Origin of the sequence: Paenibacillus naphthalenovorans (genome assembly GCF_001465255.1) — a bacterium.
Taxonomy (GTDB): domain Bacteria; phylum Bacillota; class Bacilli; order Paenibacillales; family NBRC-103111; genus Paenibacillus_G; species Paenibacillus_G naphthalenovorans.
The window spans coordinates 1929526-1953669 of sequence record NZ_CP013652.1 but is presented as its reverse complement, the minus strand read 5'-3'; the positions used below and the strand labels follow the sequence as shown (position 1 = coordinate 1953669).

The following is a 24144-nucleotide window of genomic DNA, read 5'->3' as shown; positions in this document are numbered from 1 at the left end:
AACAATGGATTCTAAGACATCAGGTTTAAATAACTTGATGTTTTTATTATTTTAAGGATATCGGATCGGGCTACGCAATATCAGTGAAAGATTAAATCCAGTATAGGAGAACCCTATGCCATATCAAATCGAAGATAAATTCGTTACCGCCGTAGCTTCCAGTGCGCTGTTTGATTTAACCGAATCGGACAGCGTATTTAGAACCAGGGGCGAAGATGAATATAGACAATATCAAAGAGAACACGAAACGGATGTTCTAAACACAGGAGTCGCATTCCCGTTAATCAAAAGGCTTTTAAGCATGAATGGTGCGACTGCCGAAGACCAGCCCGTGGAAGTCGTGCTGCTATCGCGAAATGATCCGGATACCGGGCTGCGTGTATTCAAGTCGATAGAGCATTACAAGCTTCCCATCAGCAGAGCCGTATTTGTTGCAGGAAGAAATCCGTTTCAATATATGGAGGCATTTAATGCCTCGCTGTTTTTATCCGGAAATCCGGCGGATGTGAAAGAAGCGGTTGAACGCGGGTTTCCGGCAGGCTGCATTTATCCGACGGACTTTATTGATGATGATGAAGATCATTGGATATAAGAGTGGATGAGGCGTTCTTTCTGGGAGGCGTCGACAAACAGTTCCCAAGGACGGGACTACCGCAGAGAAACGATCGAAAGCTTCCGGCAGATGAAACCCTTCCTGCTGAAGTATTTGCCCGAGAGCAGGGTAACCGCCATTTTTGAGGATGTTTTGTGAGAATACGGGTTCATGCTCACCGGCGCTTTCAGGTGAATAATTGCCATATAAATGGGTAAATTATGCAAGAAAACAAAGCATGGTTGGTATCACCTGTTTTTAAAAAAAAGCGTTCAAATCAAGGTGGTCGAAATGAAATCCGATATCCCAAGCCAGATGTTGTCCGAAGATCTGTCCGTCAATGAAAAAAGCTTGAAAGAAATATTTCGGAATTGTACTGACGTTATATTTCGTCCGATAAGATTAAACGACAATAAACATCTATTGCTGATTTATGTCGATGGGTTATGTGATACCAAAACACTGGAAGAAGTTGTTTTAAAACCGCTCCTTGAAGGGATTCTTCAAGATGTTAGGTTTGTCATCGATGAGAGGCTTATTGCCGTTGCTCAAGTTCAAATGGCTTCATGTTTGAACGATCTGGTGGATCATGTTTTAAAAGGCGATGCGGCTATTCTTGTGGATGGAGAAAACCAGGCCATTATAGCTGATTTGAAAGGATTCGATAAGCGGGGTATTGAAGAGCCGACTACAGAAAGCACTGTTCGTGGGCCGCGGGACGGCTTTACTGAAACGCTTCGGACCAATACGATGCTTATACGCAGGAGAATTCGAAGTTCAAAACTCAAGATGGAAACCTATTCGGTTGGAAAATTCTCAAAGACGGATATTGTCATTGCCTATATCGAGGGGATCGTGCAGGATGTCGTGCTCGAGGAAGTCCGCAAGAGAATCAAACGCATACAAATCGATGGGGTAGTGGATTCCGGTTATATCGAGGATTTTATTGAAGATCTTCCTTATTCCCCCTTCCCTCAGGTGCAAAATACCGAGCGGCCTGATATTGTATGCGCGGGACTTCTCGAAGGAAAAGTGGCCATCATCATAGATAACACTCCATTTACATTGCTTGTTCCCATGACGTTTTGGGCTGGACTTCAAGCGTCGGAGGATTATTACGAGCGGTTTATATATACTACCTTCGTTCGTTGGCTTCGTTATTTATTGTTAAACATTGCTTTATTTCTTCCCTCGCTATACGTAGCAACCACTACATTTCATCCACAGCTCATTCCAACCAATTTGTTAATCAGCATTGCCGCTGCCAGAGATGGGGTACCATTTCCTGCTGCTGTTGAAGCGCTGATGATGGAATTTATGTTTGAAGGATTGCGCGAAGCGGGCATTCGACTTCCCAAACCGATAGGTTCAGCTGTAAGCATTGTAGGTGCGCTTGTTATTGGACAAGCTGCCGTAGAAGCAGGGATTATTTCTGCACCTATGGTTATCGTCGTGGCAACGACAGGGATAGCATCGTTTGCTATCCCGCGATACAATCTTGGAACAGCTTATCGGCTGCTTCGCTTTCCGATGCTCATCTTGGGGGGGACCCTTGGACTGTTTGGCGTAATGATTGGAGCGGTTTGCATATTAATCCATCTAGTTTGTCTGAGTTCGTTTGGAGTTCCTTATATGAGTCCGTTAGCTCCGCAGATCCCGGCAAACATGAAGGATGTATTAATACGTGCGCCGCGATGGAGTCTGCAATATCGCCCTTCTTTAGTGAGCGGACGCAACAAAAAACGAATTCCAGAGAATCAAAAACCAGGCTCAGGAACAGAGGAATAAGTAGAATGAAAAAGAAGCTGTTGATTCTATTAAGCTTGCTTTCCATTGTGATAACAGGATGCTGGGACCGTAAGGAATTAAACGATCTTGCCATTTTACTTGGATGGGGCATGGATTTATCCGACGATGGAACTTATTTCGGAAGCGCTCAGTTTATTTTGCCTTCTAAGTTAAGCAGTGACGGAAAAAGCGGACCGGAAAAAGCCTATTTTATTGAAACGGCAAAGGGAAAAAATTTAATGGATGTATCTCGAAGAATTCAAAACAAGCTTTCCCGAACCGTCTTCGGCGGTCACCGAAGGTCGATTTTTATCGGAGAAAAATTGGCCAGGCATGGGATCTCAAAACTGATTGATGAATACAGCAGAAATCCGGATGTCAGACTTAGAAGCGATATATTTGTTGTTAAAGGGGAGACGGCTAACCATTTTTTAAACGTTTCTTACCCGTTTGAGAAGGTACCTGCCATCGCTGCACATAAAATTCGTCTGGAAGCCGTTTCCGCAACCACAACCTTAGCGGATTTTCTTATGGCAGCAAGTGGCGATGAGGAAAGTCCGACAGTACCGACGGTTGAAATTGTCCGGAATAAAGACAGCTCAGCCATTCGGCTTGGCGGCAGAGCTATTTTTGATGAAAAACTAAACTTGATCGGATATTTGAGTTATAAAGAAGCGGTTGAACGATTGTGGCTTTTGAATCGATTGAAAAAAAATACGATTATAGCCCATATTCCTGAAGGCGAGGGCAATATTTCGTATGATGGGGACTATTTTAAAAGTACAATTAAACCGGTCATAACCGGAGATAAAATCTCCTTTGAAATCTTCTTGGAAGGGACCGGAAAAATACTGGAAAATAATACTAATTTGGATTTGAAGGAGCTCAATAATCTTAAAGTTTTGGAAAAAACACTTGAGGAAACGGTTCAAAAGGATATGCTGAACATGATCAAAAAGGTACAAAAAAATTATGGAACAGACGTTTTCGGCTTTAGGAAAGCTATCCATAAAAAACATCCGTACGCTTGGAAAAAAATGAAAGAGACATGGAACGAGAAGTTTCGGAAAGCCGAGCTGTCCATTAGAGTTGACCTGAAAATCAAAAATACGGGACTTACGGGGCTGCCGCTGCATCAGAAGGGAGGGGCGATAAAATAATGAAACTGTCAAGCCGGCAAATTCTTTGGCTGTTAGCCACATTCGAACTTGGAATGTCAATCCTGCTGACCGCCTCGCCCTCCATTATGGATGCGAAACAAGATGCATGGATTTCGTTTTTATTAGCAGGTGCCGCGGCCATTTTCATTACGGTGGTATCGGTAAAATTGAGCCTGCTTTATCCCGGCCTGACGTTTATCGAATTCAGCCAGAGCATCTTGGGAAAATGGCTTGGCAAAATCATTGTCATTCCTTATTTTATTCAATGGTATTCCGTCATTCCCATCATTCTCCGGCAGGCGTCCGATTTTATCGACATGATCATGTTCACGAGGACACCGCTTCTTCTTATTCTTATGCTGGTGCTTATCCCCGTAATCTATGTAACGTACCACGGCGGGATTCAAGGGATCGGAAGGTGCAGTGAAATCGTGGGACCGATTATATTTTTCGCTTTTGGACTTGTCTTGCTGCTGGGCGTCATCAATATGGATGTCAATCGGGTGCTTCCCGTTTATGCCGACTCCGGAAGGATAAATATATTAAAAGGTGCCATACCGCCTCTTGCCTTTTTAGGGGAGTCGTCTACCATATTGTTGATGTTAACCTGTTTTGTCAATGATCAAAAAAAAGTTGTGTCAAGAGCTCTGTGGGGAGTCGGCATCGCTTCCTTTTTTTTATCGTTGTCCGTATTGGCCAGCTTAATGACGTTTGGACCTCATTTGAGCGCAAAAATGTGGTACCCGTTTTTTGAGATGATTCGATATATTTCCTTCATGGAATTTATCCAAAACCTTGAAAGCATCATTGTCATTGTCTGGTTTTTAAGTGTTTGCATCAAATTATCCGTTTACTTATTTATTACGAGCTACGGAACAGCACAATGGCTGCATATTAGACAATGGAAGATCATGATTTGGTTTGTGGCGCTGGCGGGAATCATTCTCGCATTGAGCTATAACAATATCGTTGAATCCTCCATCGACTATCCCAAAACTATTTGGATGCCGTATATTTTCCCAATCAATTTTGTAGGCATACCCTTGGTTCTGTATATTGTCGGAACTGTAAAAAAACGAAAAAGGCTAAAGCTTTAATCGTTATGCCTCCCTTCCGGACGGAAAGAAGACTGAGCGGACAAACGTTTAAGCATAAGTATATGCAGCCCTGATCGCAGCAGTAATTTTCAATTCTCCCGGCAGGATCGGTGTGGCGGGCGCACTTTGGGCCATCAGCGAGGCCTGATAAGGTATGGGCTCCCGTGAACGGGCTTCTTCCTGAACCTTCACCGGAAGTGTAATCAGAGTCGCACCTATCGTTCTGGCGATGGTCATGGCCTTGGCTTCGGCATTTTTGACGGCTAAGGCAAGGGAGCGGTTATAATACATGTCGGGGTTCGCTAAGCTGAATCGGATGCCGGAAACGGAGTTCGCCCCATGGTTCACAGCCGTATCGACAACAAGTCCGGTTTGATTTATCTGTTCCAGGGTGATTTGAAGCATATGCGTCACTTGATAACCTCTGAGGATTTGTTTTCCCTCTACATAATTATATTGGATGTCGACTCTGTAAGTTACCGTTTGGATCTGTTCTTTGGGAATGCCCAGCTGTACGAGGGAGTGAACGATGTTGGCTATGGAGGCGGCATTGTCTCTTTGGGCGTCAGAGAGGCTCGGGTTCTCCGTGATGACACCTAAATCAATAACGGCTCTGTCGGGAGGGGCAGACACGGTTCCTTCACCCGATACCTCGATGATTTGGCGGTGATGGTGAACGGAGGGATTCATCCTTGAGGCCGGATGCCAGGGTTGAGTAAAGTACACAGGTTAACACCTCTTTCCCGTGCGTGGATATTCCTATTGTATTGGCGTCCGGACGTTAACATTCCTCCATGCGGAAGTTCAGTATCGTTTACGGAATCTTCTATCTGAATCTCTGCCGGTGTCATTGATCGGGACCGGGTTAATTGGCACTGTAAAGAAAACGAAGGTAGAGGAGCGTTCCATGGAACGCCCCTCCAGTTATTGCTCAAATCGTATTAATGAAACGCTCGAGCTCGTTAGCTACCGTATACAGGCTGGCCCGATTCTCGAATTCGTTCCTTGATTCAGGCAAGGGAAGATGCTTGTGGTAATCTCTGATATCGCGCAGCTTTTCGCGAAAAGAGGCGGTTTGACTGCGGTTATTCAGGTGATGGCTCAATTCTTGAACGAAGTCCCCGATCCGTATCCCTTGTTCCATTTGCACGGTTATTCTTGAAATGGAGGGCAGCATCCGTTCGAGAATATCATACTGCCTCTGCTTGTGTTCAAAGTAGGCTTGATTGGAATTCTCCTTGCGCAGCAGATTGTTCTCTGCATCCAGAATGGCCAGACGCTTGGCCTTTTGGAGAGTATCGGACAGCAAAAGCAGCTCCTTCCCGTCCCAAAGCGTATAGCCTTCTTTCAAGTAGCTGGCCATTTCGTTCAAAATCTTTGAAATCAGTTGATCCACTTCTTCTTTGTAACGGTTGAGCTCTTTGTCGATACTAGGCATATACCAATTGATCAGCAAGCCCACACCCAGCCCCACCAACATGACCTGAATTTCATTCCAGTAGAAGGAAGGCTCTATTTTCCCGTGCATATAGACATGCATAACGATAACGGAGCTGCTCGCGATTCCTTCCTGAATCCGGAAGCGAACGCAAAAAGGAATGAATAACAGCAGAAGTACAAGAAAGGAATAGGGCCGGTATCCGATCACTTCAAATAATAGGCTCGAAAACAAGAGACCTGCTATGCAGGCGAAAAAACGGCTGATCACAGCTTGGGTGGACTGCTTGCGGGATTTCTGAATGCACAGCAGGGTTAATATCCCCGCAGCCGTATAGTATTCCAACTGCAAGGCCTGTGCCAGCAGGATGGAAATGCTGACGCCAATCGCGGTTTTAATCGTGCGGAAGCCAATCCTCATGGTGATCACCCGATTTTGTTTTTGCCTTATTTTACACTTAATCGGGCGAAGGTGTAAACATAGTTTACATAAATGCAACAAAATGTATTGAACCGAACCTGCCTTCAATATGTATTTTCGGACCGATCCTTCAGCTTATCATGCAGCCGGATCGGTTTTTTAATTTCCGCATAATTTTCTTCAATATCCCGTTTAATGGATTCGAGGATATGCAATGCCAGTTTATGTTCATCATCATTTCCCATGGCTTGAATCATGGATTGAAGATAGTCCAGCCTGGTTTTGGTCACGAATCTCATGGTGGTATACCTCTTAGCTTCCAAAATTTTTAAGTCTTATTACATGATTCGATAAAAAAGGTTGTTTTTAGACGCCATTGCTTCTGTTATTGCTTATCAGGCTGAGGAACGGGGACTGTTCAAACTCCAGGATTAGCGTTATAATATCAAAATTAAACATCCGATGTTTGGAGGGTTGACTATTGGGGCTCAAGCGGGCATCGCGAACGACACTGGTTGAACAAGTCGTAGCTCAAATGGAGCTTCTTATTGAGACGGGTAAATGGTCGGTGGGATTACGCATTCCGGCTGAGCCGGATCTTGTTCAGCAGCTTGGAGTAAGCAGGAATACGGTACGGGAGGCTGTGAAGGCGCTCGTTCATACAGGACTTCTGATCGTTCGTCCAGGTGACGGTACATATGTAAGCTCTTCAAGCGGTCTTGGCGCCGTATTGCTGCGCCGCCTGCGCCGTTCCAATATTGTGGAGACGCTGGAGGTTCGGTACGCTCTGGAACAGGAAGCCGCTCGTTTAGCGGCCGTACGGCGTACCGATGAGGACATTGAGGTTTTAAGCAGATGCTTGAACGAATATGACGCAGCGGCAGCGATGAAAGACACGGACGCCTATTTAAAGGCTGACCTGGACCTTCACAAGATCATTATTGGTGCGGCCCACAACAGCGTACTCAAAGAATTGTATGAACATATCACGGAAGGTGTGAGAGAAACGATCGGCAGCGTGCTGGATCATTCTGTTCTTTTAGAGCATCATACCAGGATACACCGCGAGCTGATCCAGGCCATCATAGACGGTAATCCCGATGGTGCGGCGCAAGCTGTTCGCGATTATATAGAAGCTTCCCGACACATGCTGCAAAGCGACAATAGAGAGGAGTAACTGCTTTATGCTGCAACAGGAATTAGTGAATCAACGCCTGCAAACACGTGCAGGCTTTTCCATGCTTTTGGCAGGAATCATATTGGTTGCTGCAAATCTCCGTGCGCCGATTACGGCCGTCGGCCCGATCATTGGAGAGATTCGGAACGCAACAGGAATTTCGAATACATTGGCCGGTGCTTTGACCACCCTGCCGCTGCTTGCTTTTGCACTGCTCTCTCCGTTTGCACCCCGATTTGCCCGCAAGATAGGCATTGAATATACCCTGCTTGCGGGGATGATTGTACTGACCATAGGGATATTGATACGATCGATTCCTGGAATTGGCATGTTGTTTCTGGGTACTTTATTGTTGGGGCTTGCGATTTCGGTATGCAACGTACTTGTACCCAGCCTGGTGAAAAGGGAGTTCCCTGAACGCATCGGAGTCATGACAGGCATTTATGCCGTCTCCATGAACTTATGCGGGGCCATCGCTTCAGGAATCAGCATACCGATTACCGGAGGACTTGGATTGGGTTGGGGCGCAGCACTGGGATGCTGGGCGCTTCTTTCTTTTGCCGCGATTCTGATTTGGCTCCCGCAGCTGCGTCATCGCCGTCATACCCCCATTGCCCAGGTCAACAAGAAGGGCGGTCAGTTATGGCGCTCACGCCTGGCATGGAGCGTGACGATTTATATGGGATCGCAATCATTAGTATTTTATATGATGGTCGCGTGGCTCCCGGAAATCCTTCAGCAACGGGGAATGAGCAATGAAACGGCGGGTTGGATGCTTTCGCTGCTCCAATTTATCATTTTGCCGCTCACCTTTGCCGTTCCTGTGCTGGCAAGCCGATTTTCGAATCAGCGCCAATTGGTAATCATGACCGGGATCTCACTGATTATTGGCTGCCTCGGATTGCTTAGCGGCAATTTATCCTTGGTCGTACTATGGATGATACTGCTCGGTATTGGAGTAGGTTCCGCATTTAGTTTGGCTATGATGTTCTTCGTTCTTCGAACGCGCGATTCGCAGCAAGCCGCCGAATTATCAGGCATGGCTCAAGCTGTAGGGTACTTGATGGCGGCTACGGGACCGACACTTTTTGGTTTGCTTCATGATGTAACGAATGGGTGGACCCTTCCGTTGATCTTTTTGTTGGCCTCTGCCGTCATGCTGATGATTGCCGGTTATGGAGCGGCCAGCGGCTATGTGACTTCCAAAGAATCGTCTTAACCATGAAAGGATAAATCCGGAACCGGGGATCATTGCGATCCCCGGCTCATGTGTTTTACTCTCCTGACGGAAGGCAAGCCTCTTCCATGCGCCGTTAAGCCCCCGGTGTGTTCAGCCTTTGTCGAAACTTTATCAATGTATATTTCATAATAATGGGTAATCTATGGTAAAATGACATTAAACAAAGGAGGTAGCCCACATGGAATACAGAATTGAACGAGATACGATGGGGGAAATCAAGGTTCCCGCAGACAAGCTTTGGGGGGCGCAGACGCAGCGAAGCAGTGAAAATTTCCGCATCGGAACGGAACGAATGCCTGTAGAAGTGGTACGCGCTTTTGCGCTGCTGAAAAAAGCGGCCGCACAGGCAAATCTTAAGCTGGGCAAGCTTGAACCGGAGAAGGCTGAAGCGATCACGGCGGCGGCAGCCGAAGTGATCGACGGGAAGTGGGACGACCAATTTCCGCTGGTCGTTTGGCAGACCGGAAGCGGTACGCAGTCAAATATGAACGCCAATGAAGTCATCGCCGCTCGGGCCACGCAGCTGCTCGCAGAGAAGGGGAGCAGCATCCGTATTCATCCCAATGACGATGTGAACCGGTCGCAAAGCTCTAACGATACCTTCCCGACCGCAATGCATATAGCTGGAGTGTTGGCGGTGGAGGAGCAGCTGCTGCCGGCTCTGGACAAGCTGAAGGAGACGCTGCGAAGCAAGATGGAAGCCTTCGCCGATATCGTCAAAATCGGACGAACTCATCTGCAGGATGCTACGCCGCTTACTTTAGGGCAGGAAATCAGCGGCTGGTGGGCGATGCTGGATACCACCGGGAGGATGATTCGCCAAAGCGTAGAATCCATGAAGGAGCTGGCTATTGGCGGGACAGCCGTAGGCACCGGTTTGAACGCGCATCCGAAATTCGGAGAAACCGTAGCGGCAGAAATATCACGGGAGACCGGCAGGACCTTCGTCTCCGCCGCCAATAAATTTCATGGTCTGACAAGCCACGATCAAATCGTATACACTCATGGAGCATTGAAGGCGCTGGCAGCGGATTTGATGAAAATCGCCAACGACGTTCGCTGGCTGGCCAGCGGTCCGCGAAGCGGAATCGGCGAGATCAAAATCCCCGAGAACGAGCCGGGCAGCTCGATTATGCCCGGGAAGGTGAACCCTACGCAGAGCGAGGCGCTCACGATGGTGGTTTGCCAGGTGATGGGCAATGATGCGGTGATTGGATTTGCAGCAAGTCAGGGGAATTTTGAACTGAATGTATTCAAGCCTGTCATCATCCACAATTTCTTGCAATCCGTCCGGCTTCTGTCGGATGCGATGAATTCATTCAACGACCATTGCGCTGTTGGTATTGAGCCTAACCGCGCCGTCATTGACCGACATCTGGAGCAATCTCTGATGCTCGTCACCGCGTTGAACCCGCATATCGGGTATGAGAAGGCCGCATCCATCGCCAAGCTTGCGCATAAGGAAGGCCTGACTCTGAAGGAAGCAGCTTTAAGGAGCGGTTATTTAACCTCGGAGCAGTTTGACTCCATCGTACGCCCGGAGGATATGATTCATCCGAAAGAATAAATGACCTTGGACGAACATCCCTTTGCTTTTGAAGCTAGGGATGTTCGTTTAAGATCCTTATTTTACCGATATTGATGAGCCTCCATTCCCGTCGGATATTTGGCCTGCCATCCCGACGTAAGCAGGCCCGATGCGTCTATAGGCTGACCGTAGGCTCAAGCACGGCCAACGTATGGTTATACGTATTTAAATTCACCATCGCGCCGATGGGGAGCGCCGCTTTATATGGTCCATGCGCGGTTGCAAGGTTCGTCATGAGGGGTTTCCCCAGCGGGACAATGAATTCGTTGATCAGGTCTTCGTATGATTTGCCGTAAGCGAACTGACAGCCGGTGCATTCGCCCATAACGATGCCGATGCAATCCCGGAACTTTCCGGCCAGTTTCAAATGGTTCAAATATCTGTAGATGGTATTGGTGGGTTCGTGTGTGTCTTCTATGAGCAGAATTTTACCCCTCGTATCGATTTCAAAAGGTGTGCCCAACGTACCGACAAACGATGTCAGATTGCCTCCGACGAGAGGACCGGTCACATTGCCCTGCACTTTGCTGATTAAGGGGATTCCCGGGGGATTTTGAATGAGCCGATAAGAAGAATAGGAAGACGTAGCGGAAAAAAACTGGTTGAAATTATATGCAGGCGTATCGGGTCTGAAATCAATCAGCAGAAGGCTTTGAAAGGTGATTAAATTAGCTTGTTGATAAAGCACGTTTAACAAGATCGTGATATCGCTGTAGCCTGTTATAATTTTTGGATTATTATGAATTAAATGATAATCAAGATACGGAAGAATACCGGCGACTCCTACTCCTCCCCGCGACGGCAGAATCATATTGACCTGCGGGTTTTCAAACATTTTCATCAAATCCGAGGCCCGTTCCTGATCTGAGCCCGCAAGAAATCCGTTCCGGGAATAGACATAATCCCCCAGTACGACATTAAACCCCATACTTTTCAGAGTATCTACCCGCGCATTAATGACTTCTACATCTAATGGACTTCCCAATGTCACGACTCCAATCGTATCGCCTTTTTTTAATATTGGGGGCCGAATTGCCATAAGCATACATTCCTCCCGCTGAGCATATGAGTCTTCTATAACAATTATATGGAAATCATCGGTTTACATAACGAAAACTTTAGGTTTATGCCGAACAATACGGGAGCAGCGCTGAAAGTTTCATTCATAGGTCAGCTATTTGTATAAATCTGCAAAAAAACATGAAAAATGTATTGAATTAATGCAAATACCATAGTAAACTAAGTTTCAGGAAGTAATTGGGTTTTGGTATTGTATCCACGAACATCGATTACATCTGAAGTAGTCATTAGGTTAGGCAGGAGGAAACATGGATGACCGCATACAGCGCCTTGGCTGCAGTGGAACGTACTTTTCAAGTCATGGAAATTTTGGTGGGTGAAGTCAACGGCGTCAGCGTGACCGAATTGGAAAACCGGACACAGCTTCCGAAAAGTGTCATTTCACGGATTTTAACCACCCTGCTCGAGGGAGGGTATGTAGAAAGGGACAGCAAAACCCGTTACTACAAGCTGTCATTTTATTTCTTGAGCATGGCTTATCGCCACATCAATGCTCTGGAGATCAATGATATTTTTTATCCGATGCTGGAACGGATTGCCAAACGAACCGGCGAGCTGGTTCAATTGGCGGTGGTGAAGAAGGAGGGCATCTTTTTCATCGAGAAGGCGGAGGGAACCAATCCCTTAAGGGTTGCTTCCATGTTAGGCCAGAAAGCCCCATATCATGCAACGGCTGTCGGCAAGGTTTGGTTAGCGAGCTTGACCGATCAGGAAGTGATCTCGATTATCAGCCAAAATGGTCTAAAAGCATATACGGAGCACACGATCACTGATCTGGACACCCTTCTTAAGAATTTGGCGGAGGTTCGCTCCAAGGGCTATGCCATTGCAGATCAGGAAATCAATCAAGATGTCATTGCCGTTTCTGTACCGATCACTTTGGATGAACAAGTCGTCGCTATGCTGGTGACCGCCGCGCCTCACTTTAAAATGACGGCAAGCCGGATCGAGGAGCTTGTCCATATCTGCAGGGAAGAAGTCGATTTATTTGATGCGTCGCTTCTCAGGTCATTTGATCTGGGCTATAGCCCTAATAAATCGGGAAAGATAACGATGCCCTGAAACCATGTATATAAATTTTTTTAGACTGAAGAGTAAACTAAGTTTCAGGAAGAAATATTATTTTCGAAAAGGAGTGTCCCCATTGCCGCGAATTGTTGATCTGTCGCAAGAGGTTTTTAGAGGCCAGCCTGTTTATCCGGGTCATCAGCCCACCGTGATTTTTCCGATGACACAGTTAACCGTGAAGGAGGACGGTAAATGGACGTTTGCCGTCAATACGCTGCTGATGTCGGAGCATGCGGGAACGCATACGGATTCGTTTACACACATGGATCCGGACAAGAATGCTCTATCGATTGAACAAATCCCGCTGGAGAAATGTATAGGACCTGCGGTTTGTCTGGATGTAAGCCATGTCCCCGATTCTGCTTTTATTACGAGGAACGCCTTGCAGGATGCTTGCCGTAAAGCCGATTTGACCATACCGCCTGGCGGTACCGTACTGATTTATACCGGTACATACGAACGTCATTTTCCCAGGCCCGATTATCATCAGAAAAATCCGGGCTTGGACCGGGAAGCGGCGGAGTGGCTTGCCGATCAGGGAGCGATTCATATCGGAATCGATGCGGTCAGTATCGATGTCAGCCCCCATCAGGGAGAAGAATGGAAGCCCGCACATACCGTTTGCCGCGAAAGGGGGCTGCTTAATACGGAAAACTTAGGTGATTTGAAAGCGGTTGCAGGAAAGAGGTTTATCTATATCGGCTTGCCGCTCAAGGTTAGAGGCGGAACTGCCGGCCCGACAAGGGCAGCGGCTATTTTTGATCTGGCCTGGAATTCATAAACGGGAGGTTCAAGGAATGATCATTGAAGACAAGTTTGAAATTAAGGCGGACCAGGAGAAGGTATGGCACTTTTTGATGGATACCGAATCTCTGGCGCGATGCCTGCCAGGCTGTGAGGAAGTCAAGGATATGGGAAACGGGATATACCGGGCTGTAGCTTCCGTACAAATCGCTTTTATGAAGCTCCGCTTTCATCTGAATGTTCGGATTACGGAAATGACGCCTCCACAGCAGCTTGTGTCCGAGGTGGACGGGAAACCGATGTCGCTGGTCGGACAGCTGAAAATGAAAGCCCAAATGAATCTGACCGCACCGGCTGAAGGAGCTACTCAGGTTCATTACATCATGGATATGAGCATGGCCGGTAAGCTGGGCTCGCTGGGACAATCCGCATTTCGCTCAAAAGCGGCGGAGATGGGCGGGCAGTTCGCTGAGAATATCCGGCAGGCGCTGGAGCCTACGGAAGTGCAACATTAACCGATATTGAGGGAGGAGGATGGCAGGATGCTGAATGTTGAATGGGTGGAACCGGAAACGCTGGAGGATGTGAAGCATGCGCTGGCGTCGGGAGATGATCTGACCCGTGTGGTTAGCGGAGGAACCGCGCTTTCGTTGATCATCAAGCAGGGGATTTATCAACCGGAACGGTTAATCAGTTTGAAAAAGGTGAGGTGTGAGTTAAATTACATTCGGCCGGATAATGATGGGAACCTGCGGATCGGCGCGATGACCACGCTGCGGGAAATGGAGACATCTCCATTCATCGAACAAAACTATCCGGTCATTTCGAAAGCGCTTCATCATGTGGCTAACCCGAGAATCCGCTATGTGGCCAGTATTGGCGGCAATTTATCACACGGAGATGCCCATCTGGATTTGCCACCGATCCTGTTGGCCTTGGATGCCAAGGTGAAAGTGGAAAGTGTAAGGGGAGACAGATGGATTCCGCTGGCTGACTTTTTCCAAGGCTATTATGTGACGGCTGTCCGGCCCGACGAACTGGTCACGGAAGTGCTTTTACCCAAGACCGACCCCGGGTTGAAGGGGGCTTACATCAAATATACGACACTGTCCAACGACGACTGGCCTACGTTGGGGGTCGCCGCTTTTATTCAGCAGGAGCAGGGAATCCTTTGCGATGTGCGTATGGCGGTCAGCGCCGTAACGGATGTGCCTGCGAAGCTGGAGGCGGTCGAGCAGCTGCTGTTGGGCAAGCCAGGCAGTGAAGCATGGATAGAGCAAGCAGCCGAAATGGCCTTTCATGCGGTGGAGCCTTCCGAGGATTTACGGGGAAGTTCCTGGTATAAGAAGGAAATGCTGAAGGTCCATGTCCGCAGGGTGTTACAGCAATTATTGCCGGAAGGGCAGAAGGGGTGAACAGAATGCCGGTTATAGGACAATCTCATCGCCGGATCGAAAGTAAAGGGAAGATTACGGGCCAGGCCGAATACGTGATGAACATGGAGCTTCCAGGCATGCTGCATATCAAGGTGCTGCGAAGCACGGTGCCGCATGGAAGGATAAAAAGCATTGATACCAGCGCAGCGGAGCAAATCCCCGGAGTCATAAAGGTCGTAACCGGCGCCGATTTGCAGAATATGGACATCCATATGCATTACGGTCCTGCATTTCGCGATCAGCCGGTTTTGGCATTCGACAAGGTATGTTACATAGGTGATCCGGTTGCTGCCGTTATTGCCGAAACTGCGGCCATTGCCGCCGATGCGGTCAACTATATCAATGCAGATTATGAAGAACTGGAGCCTGTATTCGATGTGCTTGAGGCGGCCAAAGAAGGAGCGCCAATCGTTCATGAAGTGATCAGGCCCGCCGGCAGCTTTGCGGATTTGAAAAATCTGCTGCCTAAGGAAGGGAGCAATGTCTGCTTGCATTATAAGCTGCGTCACGGGGATCTGGAGAAAGGCTTCGCGGAAGCGGATCATATCTTCGAGGATACGTTCCGGACGCCTGCGGCGGTTCATCTTCCCATGGAGCAGCACGTGGCGGTTGCCCAACTGGATTCCAACGGCAGGATGAATATTTGGACGGCCAATCAAAGCCCTTCATTTATCCGCAGTGAGGTCGCTTATGTATTGAAAAAGCCGGAAAGCCAGATTCGCGTTCGAGTCCCTTATTTGGGCGGAGGCTTCGGAACCAAGCTTTATGTCAAAATCGAAGCCTTGGTTGCGGTGCTGGCGCTGATCGTGAAAAAACCGGTGAAACTGGCGCTGGCGATGGAGGAAGTATTTATTACGCTGACCAAGCATGCAACGGTCTTTAAGATGCGTACCGGCGTCACGAACGACGGACGCATTGTCGCCCGCGATTGTCAGGTGTACTGGGATACGGGCGCTTATGCCGATATCGGCCCGCGGATTACGCAAAAATCAGGCTTTACCGCAGCAGGCCCATACGATATACCGAACGTGAGCATCGACTCCTACTGCGTATATACGAATAATGTTCCTGCCGGGGCTTTCCGGGGCTTCGGCGTACCGCAGCTGGTGTGGGCATATGAATCGCAAATGGATATTATTGCGGCCAAAATGGGATGGGACCCGCTCGATTTCCGCCGCAAGCAGGTGCTGACCGAGGGGAAAATCCACGCCACAGGGCAAAAAATGACTTCGGTCGGTCTTGATCAAATTATTGAGGAATTGGACAGAAGCATTGAATGGACGGCATTTTATAAAGAAAAACAGGCCGGTGCCATACATCGCAGCGGCAGCAAAATCCGTGCCAAAGGAACGGCGATTGGACTAAAAGCCGTATTAACTCCGTCGATTTCTGGCTCGATCGTCAACCTGTTCGCCGACGGCAGCGCATCGGTATTCTGCAGCACAGTAGATATGGGGCAGGGTTCGGACACCATGATGGGACAAATCGCCGCCGAGGTGCTTGGATTACCTCTCGAAAAGGTCACCGTAGTACACCCCGATACCGATGTCACGCCTTACGATACCATAACTGCCGCAAGCCGCTCGACGTTTTATATGGGCAATGCGATTTTGAAAGCGGCCGAGGACATCAGGGATCAAATTTTTGCTCATGTTTCCGGAAAATATGATGTGTCCGCGGAGCTTTTGTCTCTTGCGGATGAAAAGGTGCATGTTGCAGGACGCCCCGAACTGGCGATGACGTTAAAAGAGGCGATCAAAGACATCTTTCATATGCCGGCGGGCTGTATCATCGGAAAATATGTATTTGAAAGTCATTATCAAAGCCCCGATCCTGAAACGGGTCAATCGGAGGATGTGGCCATTTTCTGGTTTCCGGGAGGAACGGCGGTTGAAATCGAGGTGGATACCGAAACGGGCAAAATCGATATTCTGCACATGGTGTCGGCCGGCGATGTCGGCAAGGCCATCAATCCATTCCAGGTCCATCAGCAGTTATATGGTGCGGCGGTGATGCAGATCGGGCAAGCGTTGTTTGAAGAATGCCGATACGATTACGGTCAAATGATCAATGCGAACATGGCCGATTACAAGGTTCCTACATTTAAAGATTTGCCGGGCAAATCAGAAACGATCATCGTGGAGGTTCCCCATCCGGAGGGGCCGTTCGGTGCCAAGGGAGTGGGCGAGACGGCATCCTTCGGCGTCCAGCCCGCGATCGCCAATGCTCTTTATCAGGCGACAGGAGCCAGGGTCAATAGTATGCCGTTGACTCCGGAGAAAGTCTTGCGGGCCATCAGGGAAGTTCAGCAACAAAGAACCTCGGAATTACAGCAGCAAATCTAAACGTAAGGAGCGATCAACTTGAACAAGCAAATCAGCTTTAAGTTAAACGGAAGACAGGTTTCCGCGTCAGTTTCTCCGGGTGAGAGCCTGCTTGATGTTCTGCGCAACCGGTTTCACTTGGGGGGGGCCCGCGAAACCTGCGCGCTCGGACTGTGCGGCGTATGCACCGTCATCGTTTCCGGAAATCCGGTCAGCAGCTGCCTCTATATGGCGCCAGCCGCAGACGGGGAAGAGATCGTGACGATTGAAGGCTTGGAAACAGAGGACGCGCTTCATCCGGTGCAGGAAGCTTTTATGGAGCATACGGCATTCCAATGCGGTTATTGTACGCCCGGCATGATTCTGATGGCCAAAAAATTGCTGGAGGAAAACCCCGATCCGTCCGAGGATGAGATTAAAGAGTTTATGTCCGGAAATATATGCCGATGTGCCAGCTACGGGCAGATCATTCAAGCCATCCAGGCGGCCTCGCAGATGATTCAGGCGGACAGAATGGAAGGAGCCCATTAAATGAAAGAACCAAGCATCATTGGCGGGATCGGTTTCGGCTTTATCGAAACATTCGATAGGGCGGATGCCGCTTTAATCCAACAACTGCAGCATGCAAGCTCAACGGACGTAACGGATTCGCAAAATCGGACAGGGGCTATGGACCCTGGGATCAAGCCGCTCGGCTCCGGAAAACGGGTGTGGGGCAGTGCCGTTACGGTCGATCTTCCTGCAAATGACAATCTGATGCTCTACAAAGCGCTGCAGCTGGCGCGGCCGGGAGACGTGCTGGTCGTCAATACCAATGGCGGGCAGCGCAGGGCCGTCTGGGGCGAGCTGATGACGCATACGGCGATGGCTCTGGCATTGGGTGGTCTGGTCGTAGACGGGATCGTTCGCGACGGCGCCGCCATCCGGCGGCTCGATTTCCCCGTTTTTTGCCGGGGCACAGCTCCGGTCAGCGTAGAGAAAAACGGTCCAGGCTTTGTTAATGGAGAGATGACTTGCGGCGGTGTTGTCGTTCGCCCGGGGGATCTCGTCGTCGGGGACGACGATGGAGTGGTCATCATTCAGAGAGAAGGGCTGTCTTCGGTGCTTGACAAGATGAAACAAACAGAACAGTGGGAGATCAAACGGAAGGAGGAGATTGCAAGGGGGCAGGCTCTTCCTGCCTGGTTGGATTCCGTCATGCGGGAAAAGGGCCTTGTGCCTGGGATTAAAAAGGAAAGACTTTTAGAATAAGGCCGTTGCGTTGGTTATGAGTTAATCATTGTGGGGAGGGGAAGCCGTATGTCATCATGGGATGATATTTTAAACGAGAGAGACGCCTGGGTTGTAAAGAACAGCATTTTTGGAGGAAGGCGCGGTTTTGGCAAGACTCCGGCTTTGGTAATTATCGATGCGCAGGTTCATTTTGTCGGTGAACGTCTTCCCATTGAGCAATCCATTGCCAAGTATCCTTCCAGTATCGGCGAGGAAGCATGGGATGCGGTGGACAAGACAGAAGTCTTGCTGAAGCTGGCCAGACAGAAGGGGATTCCGGTGATCCATTCCCGGTGGATTACAGCGGAAAAAGACGCCGTATATGATTCCTTCAGAAGGAAGATGAAGAAGGAAGGAACGCAGCGCCTTCACCGGAATGAAAGCGGAAACGAAATCGTAGCACCGCTGAAGCCTTTGGATCATGAAATCGTCATTGACAAGTTATATGCAAGCGTTTTCTTTGCTACTCCGTTCGAGACGATTCTCCGTTCATTGGGCATCGATACCTTAATTGTTACGGGATTCGTTACCGCAGGCTGTGTGCGGGCCACCGTCGTTGATGCCGCTTCATATAATTACCATGTGATTATTCCTGAAGAATGCGTAAAAGACCGAATATCGGTTTCGCATAAGGCCACTTTGCTGGATCTGGATATGAAGTATGCGGACGTCATGCCGGCCGCTGAGGTATCGGCAAAGCTAAATACATATTTATAAGGGGTGTTTCCAGTGAAAATGAAAGTAAAGCACGGTTTGGTCCTGTTATGGTTGATGTCTGTGATGCTCGTTAGCGCCTGCGGATCTTCTGCGCCTGCAGCGTCAGTCGGCAGCGATGGAGAACCGGCAGCCAAGCAAGGGTCCGACGTATCCAAGACGGACGGCAAAACCTACACGATGAGATTTGCCACGGCTACAACGAACGATCCGCAAACTCATGAAATGGAACTGTTTAAAAAAGCTGCCGAAGCGAAAAGCAACGGTCAATTGAAAGTGGAGCTCTATCCGGCCAGCCAGTTGGGAAGCAACGACCAGATGCTTCAAATGCTTACGCAGGGCTCCATACAAGGTATGGTGCAGCCTACGGCGTTCTTAGGCGGGTTTAATGAGCTGATGACGATCGTTGACATTCCTTATTTATGGCCAGATGTACAGAAAGCGACGGAGTTTCTGAATGGGGAAGGCGGAAAGCTGTTTGAAGCAAGCTTGGATAAGCAAGGCATCACGGCTCTGCGTTATTACGAATACGGCCCTCGTACGATTCTGCTTAAAGACAAGGTCGAAAAAATGGAAGACCTGAAAGGCAAAAAGATTCGCGTTATGGGTGCGCCTGTATTGGTAGATCAGATTAACGCCTGGGGCGGCGCAGGAGTAGCCATGGGCGTGCCCGAGCTGTTCACGGCACTGCAGCAGGGGACTATTGACGGTTTGGAAAGCGCCGCAAGCTTTTTTCATTCTGGAAAATATTATGAAAGCGCTAAATATTTATTGATGGAGCCTAAAGGCGCGGAGATCTCCATATTTATGGCCAACACGAATTGGTTAAACTCCCTGCCTGAGCATTTGCAGAAGGCGGTTAAAGAGGCTGCCGTGGAAATTACGGATGAGGCCCATCAATATGCCAAAGAGAGAGATCTCCAGTCGATCGAGGAAATGAAAAAAGAGGGCGTGACAGTGATCGAGCCCGGCGCCGAATTCCATCAGCAATTGGTGGAAGCTTCCAAGCCGATCATCTCTAAGTTTGAAGCCAGAGTTCCGGGATCGAAAGAAATTATCTCCAAAATCCAGGCACAATTCAAAACGAACTAATCGTTAAGTATCGGGGGAGTTATCCTTGAAAAATAGTGGGCTGAAGAGTGTGACGGAGCAAGCTTGGAAGGTCGTTCTAACCGTAATTGCCGTATGCTTTTTAATAGGGACTTTTCTCACCTTTGTCAATGTGGTCATGCGTAAAGCATTGAATAAACCTTGGATCGGCACGGAAGAGATGGACAGCATTCTGCTGGTGCTCCTCGTTTTTTTGCCGTTAGCCTATGTGGAATGGACCAACAAGCAGTTGAATGTGTCCGTTGTTTTCGACTTATTCCCGAAGAAAGTTAAGTTTTGGATCCGTAAATCGCATCATCTCTTAATATTGGCCGTATCGATTTGCCTCACGGCGGCTTCTTGGGAAGTCGTGCAAAGAAACATGGATGTAGGCAATAAAACGGCATCTTTAGGCATTCCTTTATATTTACTATTCGGGATTATATTTGTCGGATTTGCTTTAACAGCATTGACCAAACTTGTACAGCTCTTTATGTCGGATGAAGACGGTGGCCCCCATGATCATTAGTGCGATTCTTTTTATTGTGTTTTTGGCGCTGGGATTCCCGATTTATATTTCTTTGCTGACCACAGGGATCTATATCCTTGTGTTTGAAATGAACATGGACATGTCTTCCATTGTATTGGTTTTATTCGATAGTGTGTTTAAATTTACGCTGGCGGCTGTACCTTTTTTCCTGTTGGCGGGCGCATTAATGGAGACCAGCTCCATGGCCAAGCGCATGGTCAATTGGTTATTCTACCTGGTCAGCAGGTATCGTGGCGGTGCGCCGTTAACAGGGGTATTGGCAAGTGAATTTTTCGCTACGATATCCGGCTCGTCCGCTGCATCAACAGCAACGGTCGGTAAAATTCTGTATCCGGAAATCTCAAAAGCGTCAGGAGAATCCTTTGCACTCGGACTCTTGACTTCCTGCGGGGCTCTCGCGGTCGTTATGCCGCCAAGTATTACGATGATTTTGTATGGCGCCACAGCTTCCATATCGACAGGAGCCCTCTTCTTGACGGGGATCGTCCCGGCTTTACTGATTGGAGGCCTGATTTCGTTTTATATTATCTGGCGCTCGAACAAGGTGGAGACGGCAGAGCGGTTTTCTTTTAAAGAATTTATGCTGAGAACCAAAAATGCTTTTTGGATCCTTATTTTGCCCGCAGTGATTTTGGGCGGTATCTACGGGGGACTGTTCACGCCGACGGAAGCCGCGTCCGTAGCCGCTGTTTATGCCACGGTTGTAGCCATTTTTATCTACAGGGAAATGGGGCTGCGTACATTTTTCGGCGCGATAAAAGATGCAATGATGCTGAATACACAAATTTTTATTATCATCGCCTCAAGCACCGTGTTTTCGCAAGCCCTGACCTTTGCTCAAGTGCCGCAAAAACTGACGGCTTTGACGTCGGATTTGTCACCGGTTGTGTTTATATTAATTATCAATTTATTTTTGCTGCTTGTCGGGATGTTTTTTGATCCGACCTCGGCTGTTCTGGTCATTACCCCATTATTGGTACCCATCTGTAATGCTTTGGGGATTGATCTGATTCAAATGGGGCTGATTATGACCGTCAATCTTGCCATTGGCATGTTCACACCGCCGTTCGGCTTGAATTTATTCGTCAGTCAGGGCGTGTTTAAAAAGTCTATGGCCGAAGTGGTTGCCAGCTTGAAGCCGTTCTGGGTCTGGTATTTATTGTCTTTGGCGATTATCAGTTATATCCCGCAATTATATATGTGGCTTCCGGATTTAATGAAATAATGGCTCGCCTGTATTGTTCTCAACAGGTATCCTACATCGGGTTTCTTGGACCCAAAAGCAGAACCGAACGCATCCTGCATGAAATCGTAAAGATCGATTCAACACGATTAGAATCCTTACGTGATGTCATATACAGTCCTATCGGTTTGGATTTCGGTGCAGAAACGGCAGAAGAAGTCGCGGTCAGCATAGCGGCGGAATTATTGGCCGTCAGAAACCGGCGCTCTCCTCAATTTTTGCGTGATAAGCCGGGAGCCATTCACGATAACCGGTTAGCGGCATCGGAGGAGCGGAGGAATCCGGGGACTGCCGCCGGCGCAAGCATGAGACCTATCTGTGGAATATAGTGTTATATCATGAAGCACCTGAGCTGCAATGAAAAAATACGGCCTAAAACCGGGTGATTTTTTTGACGATATCAGCGATTGCAATTTTTATCGCGGTGTTGGCCCTGCTGGTTGCAGGATTCGCCAAAGGCATCAGCGGCATGGGACTTCCTGTTGTGGCCACGCCGGTTTTGACGCTCTTGTTTGATCTGCAAACCGCCATTGCGATTACCATCGTGCCTACACTTCTAACGGATATAATCATGTTGATCAGAACACCGAAAAATTGGGGCTTGATCAAAAACGCCGCTTCCTTGATGATGTTTGGAATGTGCGGCATCGCAGTCGGTTCCTATGCGTTGGTTCGCATCCATCCGTCCATTCTGTCGGCAGTTCTGGGTGTCATCATTCTTCTTTTTGTCGGCACCTCTTTTTTCGCCGTTTTTCCCGCGATCAAGCAGAGGAGACGGCTGGATGCGACGGTAGGGTTCATCGCTGGGACCGCCCAGGGCGCCGCCGGTGCCAGCGGTCCGATCATCAGCATGTATATGCTGCAGATGAAGATGAGCCGGGACGAATTTTTGTTTATGATCAACAGTTTTTTTGTGACGATTGATGTTATACAGCTTATGACCGTTTATAAACTGGGGCTTTACCATGGCCCGGTCATTTATTATTCGATAGGGGCGATCGTCCCGGCCCTGTTGGCGCTTGCGGCAGCCTTTGCATTGCAAAAGAAAATCTCCGATCAAGTGTTTCGTTATTCCGTGCTGATCATGATGACATTAAGTGCGTCGGCTTTATTATTCAAGTCGATTCAAACCATGTTATGAGGTTATAGACGGGGAGTTAACCATTGAAAAATTTGCTCCAGCGCTTCTTTTTGTCGGCTGCCTTGCAGAGGCTGATGCTCGCCGTCCTGGTAGACGATACTTGTCTTATCTTTTGAGGGCATGATTTCAAAAAAATGTTCAATAAGCTTGACGTTGACTACCGGATCGTATACATCGTACAGACATAATGCCGGGAAATGAAAATTCTGGATTTCCGTTATAGCCATTTTACCGTGATGCATCATTTCCGTACACCAGCGCGGAGTATAACAGATGGTCGGCAGCTGTTCTTCTTTTATGGCGTCGGAGGTCCAATCGGGCAAACTCGCCCGGAAGCATTTGAGTCTTCTTAAGATTTCGTTCCACCTGATCAGGTCAAGAGGCAGGGTTGGAGCGACGACCGAAAAAAATTCAATGCATTTTCTGATGATGAACGGAGGCGGATAAATTCCCAGGGCCGGGGAAGACAACAGAACGCCGGCTATGTTGCCGGGAAATCGTTGAACATAACGTATGGCGATGAGACCACCCATACTATGGCCGAACAGATAGATCGGCAATCCCGAATACTGCTTCTGCAAGCGGGAGACCAGTTCTTCCAGATCATCCAAATATTCCTGGAATCGAAGAATGTGCCCCCGTCTTCCCCCCGAACGTCCGAAACCCCGCAGGTCTGGCGCGGCGAGAGCGACCCGCCGGTTTAAACACTCCGTGCCGATACAGGAGTAATGTCCCGAGTGCTGTCCCGCCCCATGCAGAAAAATAATAAGTGCTTTAGCGTTAACAGGTATCCAGATACGGCAATATAAGGCATGCTGCCGAATGTTTGAAACATACAGATGATCAGCTATATGTTTAGACATGGGATACTACTCCTCGATTCCTTCGAATATGCACAACTCGTTTTCCAACTTAATATGCGCGATTTTCCCGCATCCGATACGCAGGACAGATTCCTGTGATGATGAGGGTAAGCTTGCGTA

Annotated in this window: 25 protein-coding genes and 1 pseudogene; 21 read left to right on the top strand and 5 right to left on the bottom strand. The window is 48.4% G+C overall.

The window, feature by feature from the left end; all coding sequences use genetic code 11:
• Positions 1–115: 115 nt before the first annotated feature.
• From IJ22_RS09715 to IJ22_RS09700, 5 genes and pseudogenes are all read left to right on the top strand, one after another.
• Positions 116–580: pseudogene (locus tag IJ22_RS09715) on the top strand (5'-nucleotidase); the annotation flags it as partial.
• An 18-nt stretch (positions 581–598) separates the two neighbouring features.
• Positions 599–751 (top strand): hypothetical protein, encoded by a 153-nt coding sequence (locus IJ22_RS26335; protein ID WP_160327370.1) that lies wholly within the window; start codon positions 599–601, stop codon positions 749–751.
• Positions 752–883: 132 nt separating this feature from the next.
• Entirely contained in the window at positions 884–2380 is a 1497-nt protein-coding gene (locus IJ22_RS09710; RefSeq protein ID WP_145862526.1) for a spore germination protein, read from the top strand.
• Positions 2287–3540, top strand: a complete 1254-nt coding sequence (locus IJ22_RS09705; RefSeq protein WP_082660755.1) for a Ger(x)C family spore germination protein — start codon at positions 2287–2289, stop codon at positions 3538–3540. The genes IJ22_RS09710 and IJ22_RS09705 overlap by 94 nt, the downstream gene beginning before the upstream one ends.
• Positions 3540–4637, top strand: coding sequence for a GerAB/ArcD/ProY family transporter (locus IJ22_RS09700; protein ID WP_062408664.1), 1098 nt, complete (start codon positions 3540–3542; stop codon positions 4635–4637). Before IJ22_RS09705 ends, IJ22_RS09700 begins: the two co-directional genes overlap by 1 nt.
• A gap of 48 nt (positions 4638–4685) precedes the next feature.
• On the opposite strand, the gene IJ22_RS09695 is transcribed toward IJ22_RS09700, so the two are convergent.
• The 3 genes from IJ22_RS09695 to IJ22_RS09685 all read right to left on the bottom strand — a co-directional run bounded on the left by IJ22_RS09695 (position 4686) and on the right by IJ22_RS09685 (position 6794).
• Positions 4686–5363: an SIMPL domain-containing protein gene (locus tag IJ22_RS09695; protein ID WP_235594293.1), complete on the bottom strand. Its 678-nt coding sequence runs from the start codon at positions 5361–5363 to the stop codon at positions 4686–4688.
• A gap of 205 nt (positions 5364–5568) precedes the next feature.
• The gene (locus IJ22_RS09690; RefSeq protein WP_062408663.1) at positions 5569–6495 is read right to left on the bottom strand and encodes an aromatic acid exporter family protein; all 927 of its coding nucleotides are present in this window, start codon (positions 6493–6495) and stop codon (positions 5569–5571) included.
• A gap of 104 nt (positions 6496–6599) precedes the next feature.
• Complete coding sequence (locus IJ22_RS09685; protein WP_054818371.1) at positions 6600–6794, bottom strand: hypothetical protein; 195 nt, start codon at positions 6792–6794, stop codon at positions 6600–6602.
• Between the two features lie 182 nt (positions 6795–6976).
• Here IJ22_RS09685 and IJ22_RS09680 point away from each other — a divergent pair, with 182 nt between their 5' ends.
• The 3 genes from IJ22_RS09680 to fumC all read left to right on the top strand — a co-directional run bounded on the left by IJ22_RS09680 (position 6977) and on the right by fumC (position 10479).
• Positions 6977–7672: a FadR/GntR family transcriptional regulator gene (locus IJ22_RS09680; RefSeq protein WP_054818372.1), complete on the top strand. Its 696-nt coding sequence runs from the start codon at positions 6977–6979 to the stop codon at positions 7670–7672.
• 7 nt (positions 7673–7679) lie between these two features.
• Positions 7680–8891 carry a CynX/NimT family MFS transporter gene (locus IJ22_RS09675; protein ID WP_062408662.1) on the top strand — a complete coding sequence of 404 codons (1212 nt, stop codon included), beginning with the start codon at positions 7680–7682 and terminating at the stop codon, positions 8889–8891.
• A 199-nt stretch (positions 8892–9090) separates the two neighbouring features.
• Positions 9091–10479, top strand: coding sequence for a class II fumarate hydratase (gene fumC, locus IJ22_RS09670; protein WP_062408661.1), 1389 nt, complete (start codon positions 9091–9093; stop codon positions 10477–10479).
• 136 nt (positions 10480–10615) lie between these two features.
• Here fumC and IJ22_RS09665 read toward each other — a convergent pair whose 3' ends face one another.
• A complete protein-coding gene (locus IJ22_RS09665; RefSeq protein ID WP_062410927.1) occupies positions 10616–11539 on the bottom strand; it encodes a S66 peptidase family protein in 924 nt (307 codons plus the stop codon).
• 293 nt (positions 11540–11832) lie between these two features.
• Here IJ22_RS09665 and IJ22_RS09660 point away from each other — a divergent pair, with 293 nt between their 5' ends.
• The 13 genes from IJ22_RS09660 to IJ22_RS09600 all read left to right on the top strand — a co-directional run bounded on the left by IJ22_RS09660 (position 11833) and on the right by IJ22_RS09600 (position 23161).
• Positions 11833–12642: an IclR family transcriptional regulator gene (locus tag IJ22_RS09660; protein WP_062408660.1), complete on the top strand. Its 810-nt coding sequence runs from the start codon at positions 11833–11835 to the stop codon at positions 12640–12642.
• An 82-nt stretch (positions 12643–12724) separates the two neighbouring features.
• Complete coding sequence (locus IJ22_RS09655; RefSeq protein WP_062408659.1) at positions 12725–13429, top strand: cyclase family protein; 705 nt, start codon at positions 12725–12727, stop codon at positions 13427–13429.
• Positions 13430–13445: 16 nt separating this feature from the next.
• Positions 13446–13907, top strand: a complete 462-nt coding sequence (locus IJ22_RS09650; protein WP_062408658.1) for an SRPBCC family protein — start codon at positions 13446–13448, stop codon at positions 13905–13907.
• A gap of 27 nt (positions 13908–13934) precedes the next feature.
• Positions 13935–14807, top strand: coding sequence for an FAD binding domain-containing protein (locus tag IJ22_RS09645; RefSeq protein ID WP_054818375.1), 873 nt, complete (start codon positions 13935–13937; stop codon positions 14805–14807).
• A 5-nt stretch (positions 14808–14812) separates the two neighbouring features.
• On the top strand, positions 14813–17173 hold the full coding sequence (locus tag IJ22_RS09640) for a xanthine dehydrogenase family protein molybdopterin-binding subunit (protein WP_062408657.1): 2361 nt from the start codon (positions 14813–14815) through the stop codon (positions 17171–17173).
• 18 nt (positions 17174–17191) lie between these two features.
• Complete coding sequence (locus IJ22_RS09635) at positions 17192–17683, top strand: (2Fe-2S)-binding protein (protein WP_054818381.1); 492 nt, start codon at positions 17192–17194, stop codon at positions 17681–17683.
• Positions 17684–18403 (top strand): RraA family protein, encoded by a 720-nt coding sequence (locus IJ22_RS09630; protein WP_062408656.1) that lies wholly within the window; start codon positions 17684–17686, stop codon positions 18401–18403.
• 48 nt (positions 18404–18451) lie between these two features.
• Positions 18452–19141 carry an isochorismatase family protein gene (locus tag IJ22_RS09625; protein WP_054818384.1) on the top strand — a complete coding sequence of 230 codons (690 nt, stop codon included), beginning with the start codon at positions 18452–18454 and terminating at the stop codon, positions 19139–19141.
• 18 nt (positions 19142–19159) lie between these two features.
• A complete protein-coding gene (locus tag IJ22_RS09620; RefSeq protein WP_235594339.1) occupies positions 19160–20230 on the top strand; it encodes a TRAP transporter substrate-binding protein in 1071 nt (356 codons plus the stop codon).
• A 25-nt stretch (positions 20231–20255) separates the two neighbouring features.
• Complete coding sequence (locus IJ22_RS09615) at positions 20256–20756, top strand: TRAP transporter small permease (RefSeq protein ID WP_062408654.1); 501 nt, start codon at positions 20256–20258, stop codon at positions 20754–20756.
• Complete coding sequence (locus IJ22_RS09610; protein WP_054818387.1) at positions 20746–22002, top strand: TRAP transporter large permease; 1257 nt, start codon at positions 20746–20748, stop codon at positions 22000–22002. Before IJ22_RS09615 ends, IJ22_RS09610 begins: the two co-directional genes overlap by 11 nt.
• A complete protein-coding gene (locus IJ22_RS09605) occupies positions 22002–22349 on the top strand; it encodes an XdhC family protein (RefSeq protein ID WP_054818388.1) in 348 nt (115 codons plus the stop codon). The genes IJ22_RS09610 and IJ22_RS09605 overlap by 1 nt, the downstream gene beginning before the upstream one ends.
• 62 nt (positions 22350–22411) lie before the next feature.
• Positions 22412–23161: a sulfite exporter TauE/SafE family protein gene (locus IJ22_RS09600; RefSeq protein WP_062408653.1), complete on the top strand. Its 750-nt coding sequence runs from the start codon at positions 22412–22414 to the stop codon at positions 23159–23161.
• A gap of 2 nt (positions 23162–23163) precedes the next feature.
• Here the strand turns inward: IJ22_RS09600 and IJ22_RS09595 are convergent, their stop codons facing one another.
• Positions 23164–24024 carry an alpha/beta fold hydrolase gene (locus IJ22_RS09595; protein ID WP_062408652.1) on the bottom strand — a complete coding sequence of 287 codons (861 nt, stop codon included), beginning with the start codon at positions 24022–24024 and terminating at the stop codon, positions 23164–23166.
• Between the last annotated feature and the right edge of the window lie 120 nt (positions 24025–24144).

Coding starts and splice junctions, on each gene's coding strand:
- IJ22_RS09645 (WP_054818375.1), top strand. CDS start 13,935: ATGCTGAATGTTGAATGGGTGGAACCGGAAACGCTGGAGGATGTGAAG.
- IJ22_RS09620 (WP_235594339.1), top strand. CDS start 19,160: ATGAAAGTAAAGCACGGTTTGGTCCTGTTATGGTTGATGTCTGTGATG.
- IJ22_RS09675 (WP_062408662.1), top strand. CDS start 7,680: ATGCTGCAACAGGAATTAGTGAATCAACGCCTGCAAACACGTGCAGGC.
- IJ22_RS09640 (WP_062408657.1), top strand. CDS start 14,813: ATGCCGGTTATAGGACAATCTCATCGCCGGATCGAAAGTAAAGGGAAG.
- IJ22_RS09690 (WP_062408663.1), bottom strand. CDS start 6,495: ATGAGGATTGGCTTCCGCACGATTAAAACCGCGATTGGCGTCAGCATT.
- IJ22_RS09685 (WP_054818371.1), bottom strand. CDS start 6,794: ATGAGATTCGTGACCAAAACCAGGCTGGACTATCTTCAATCCATGATT.
- IJ22_RS09705 (WP_082660755.1), top strand. CDS start 2,287: ATGGAGTCTGCAATATCGCCCTTCTTTAGTGAGCGGACGCAACAAAAA.
- IJ22_RS09710 (WP_145862526.1), top strand. CDS start 884: ATGAAATCCGATATCCCAAGCCAGATGTTGTCCGAAGATCTGTCCGTC.
- fumC (WP_062408661.1), top strand. CDS start 9,091: ATGGAATACAGAATTGAACGAGATACGATGGGGGAAATCAAGGTTCCC.
- IJ22_RS09625 (WP_054818384.1), top strand. CDS start 18,452: ATGTCATCATGGGATGATATTTTAAACGAGAGAGACGCCTGGGTTGTA.
- IJ22_RS09610 (WP_054818387.1), top strand. CDS start 20,746: ATGATCATTAGTGCGATTCTTTTTATTGTGTTTTTGGCGCTGGGATTC.
- IJ22_RS26335 (WP_160327370.1), top strand. CDS start 599: ATGAGGCGTTCTTTCTGGGAGGCGTCGACAAACAGTTCCCAAGGACGG.
- IJ22_RS09700 (WP_062408664.1), top strand. CDS start 3,540: ATGAAACTGTCAAGCCGGCAAATTCTTTGGCTGTTAGCCACATTCGAA.
- IJ22_RS09630 (WP_062408656.1), top strand. CDS start 17,684: ATGAAAGAACCAAGCATCATTGGCGGGATCGGTTTCGGCTTTATCGAA.
- IJ22_RS09595 (WP_062408652.1), bottom strand. CDS start 24,024: ATGTCTAAACATATAGCTGATCATCTGTATGTTTCAAACATTCGGCAG.
- IJ22_RS09660 (WP_062408660.1), top strand. CDS start 11,833: ATGACCGCATACAGCGCCTTGGCTGCAGTGGAACGTACTTTTCAAGTC.
- IJ22_RS09665 (WP_062410927.1), bottom strand. CDS start 11,539: ATGGCAATTCGGCCCCCAATATTAAAAAAAGGCGATACGATTGGAGTC.
- IJ22_RS09650 (WP_062408658.1), top strand. CDS start 13,446: ATGATCATTGAAGACAAGTTTGAAATTAAGGCGGACCAGGAGAAGGTA.
- IJ22_RS09605 (WP_054818388.1), top strand. CDS start 22,002: ATGGCTCGCCTGTATTGTTCTCAACAGGTATCCTACATCGGGTTTCTT.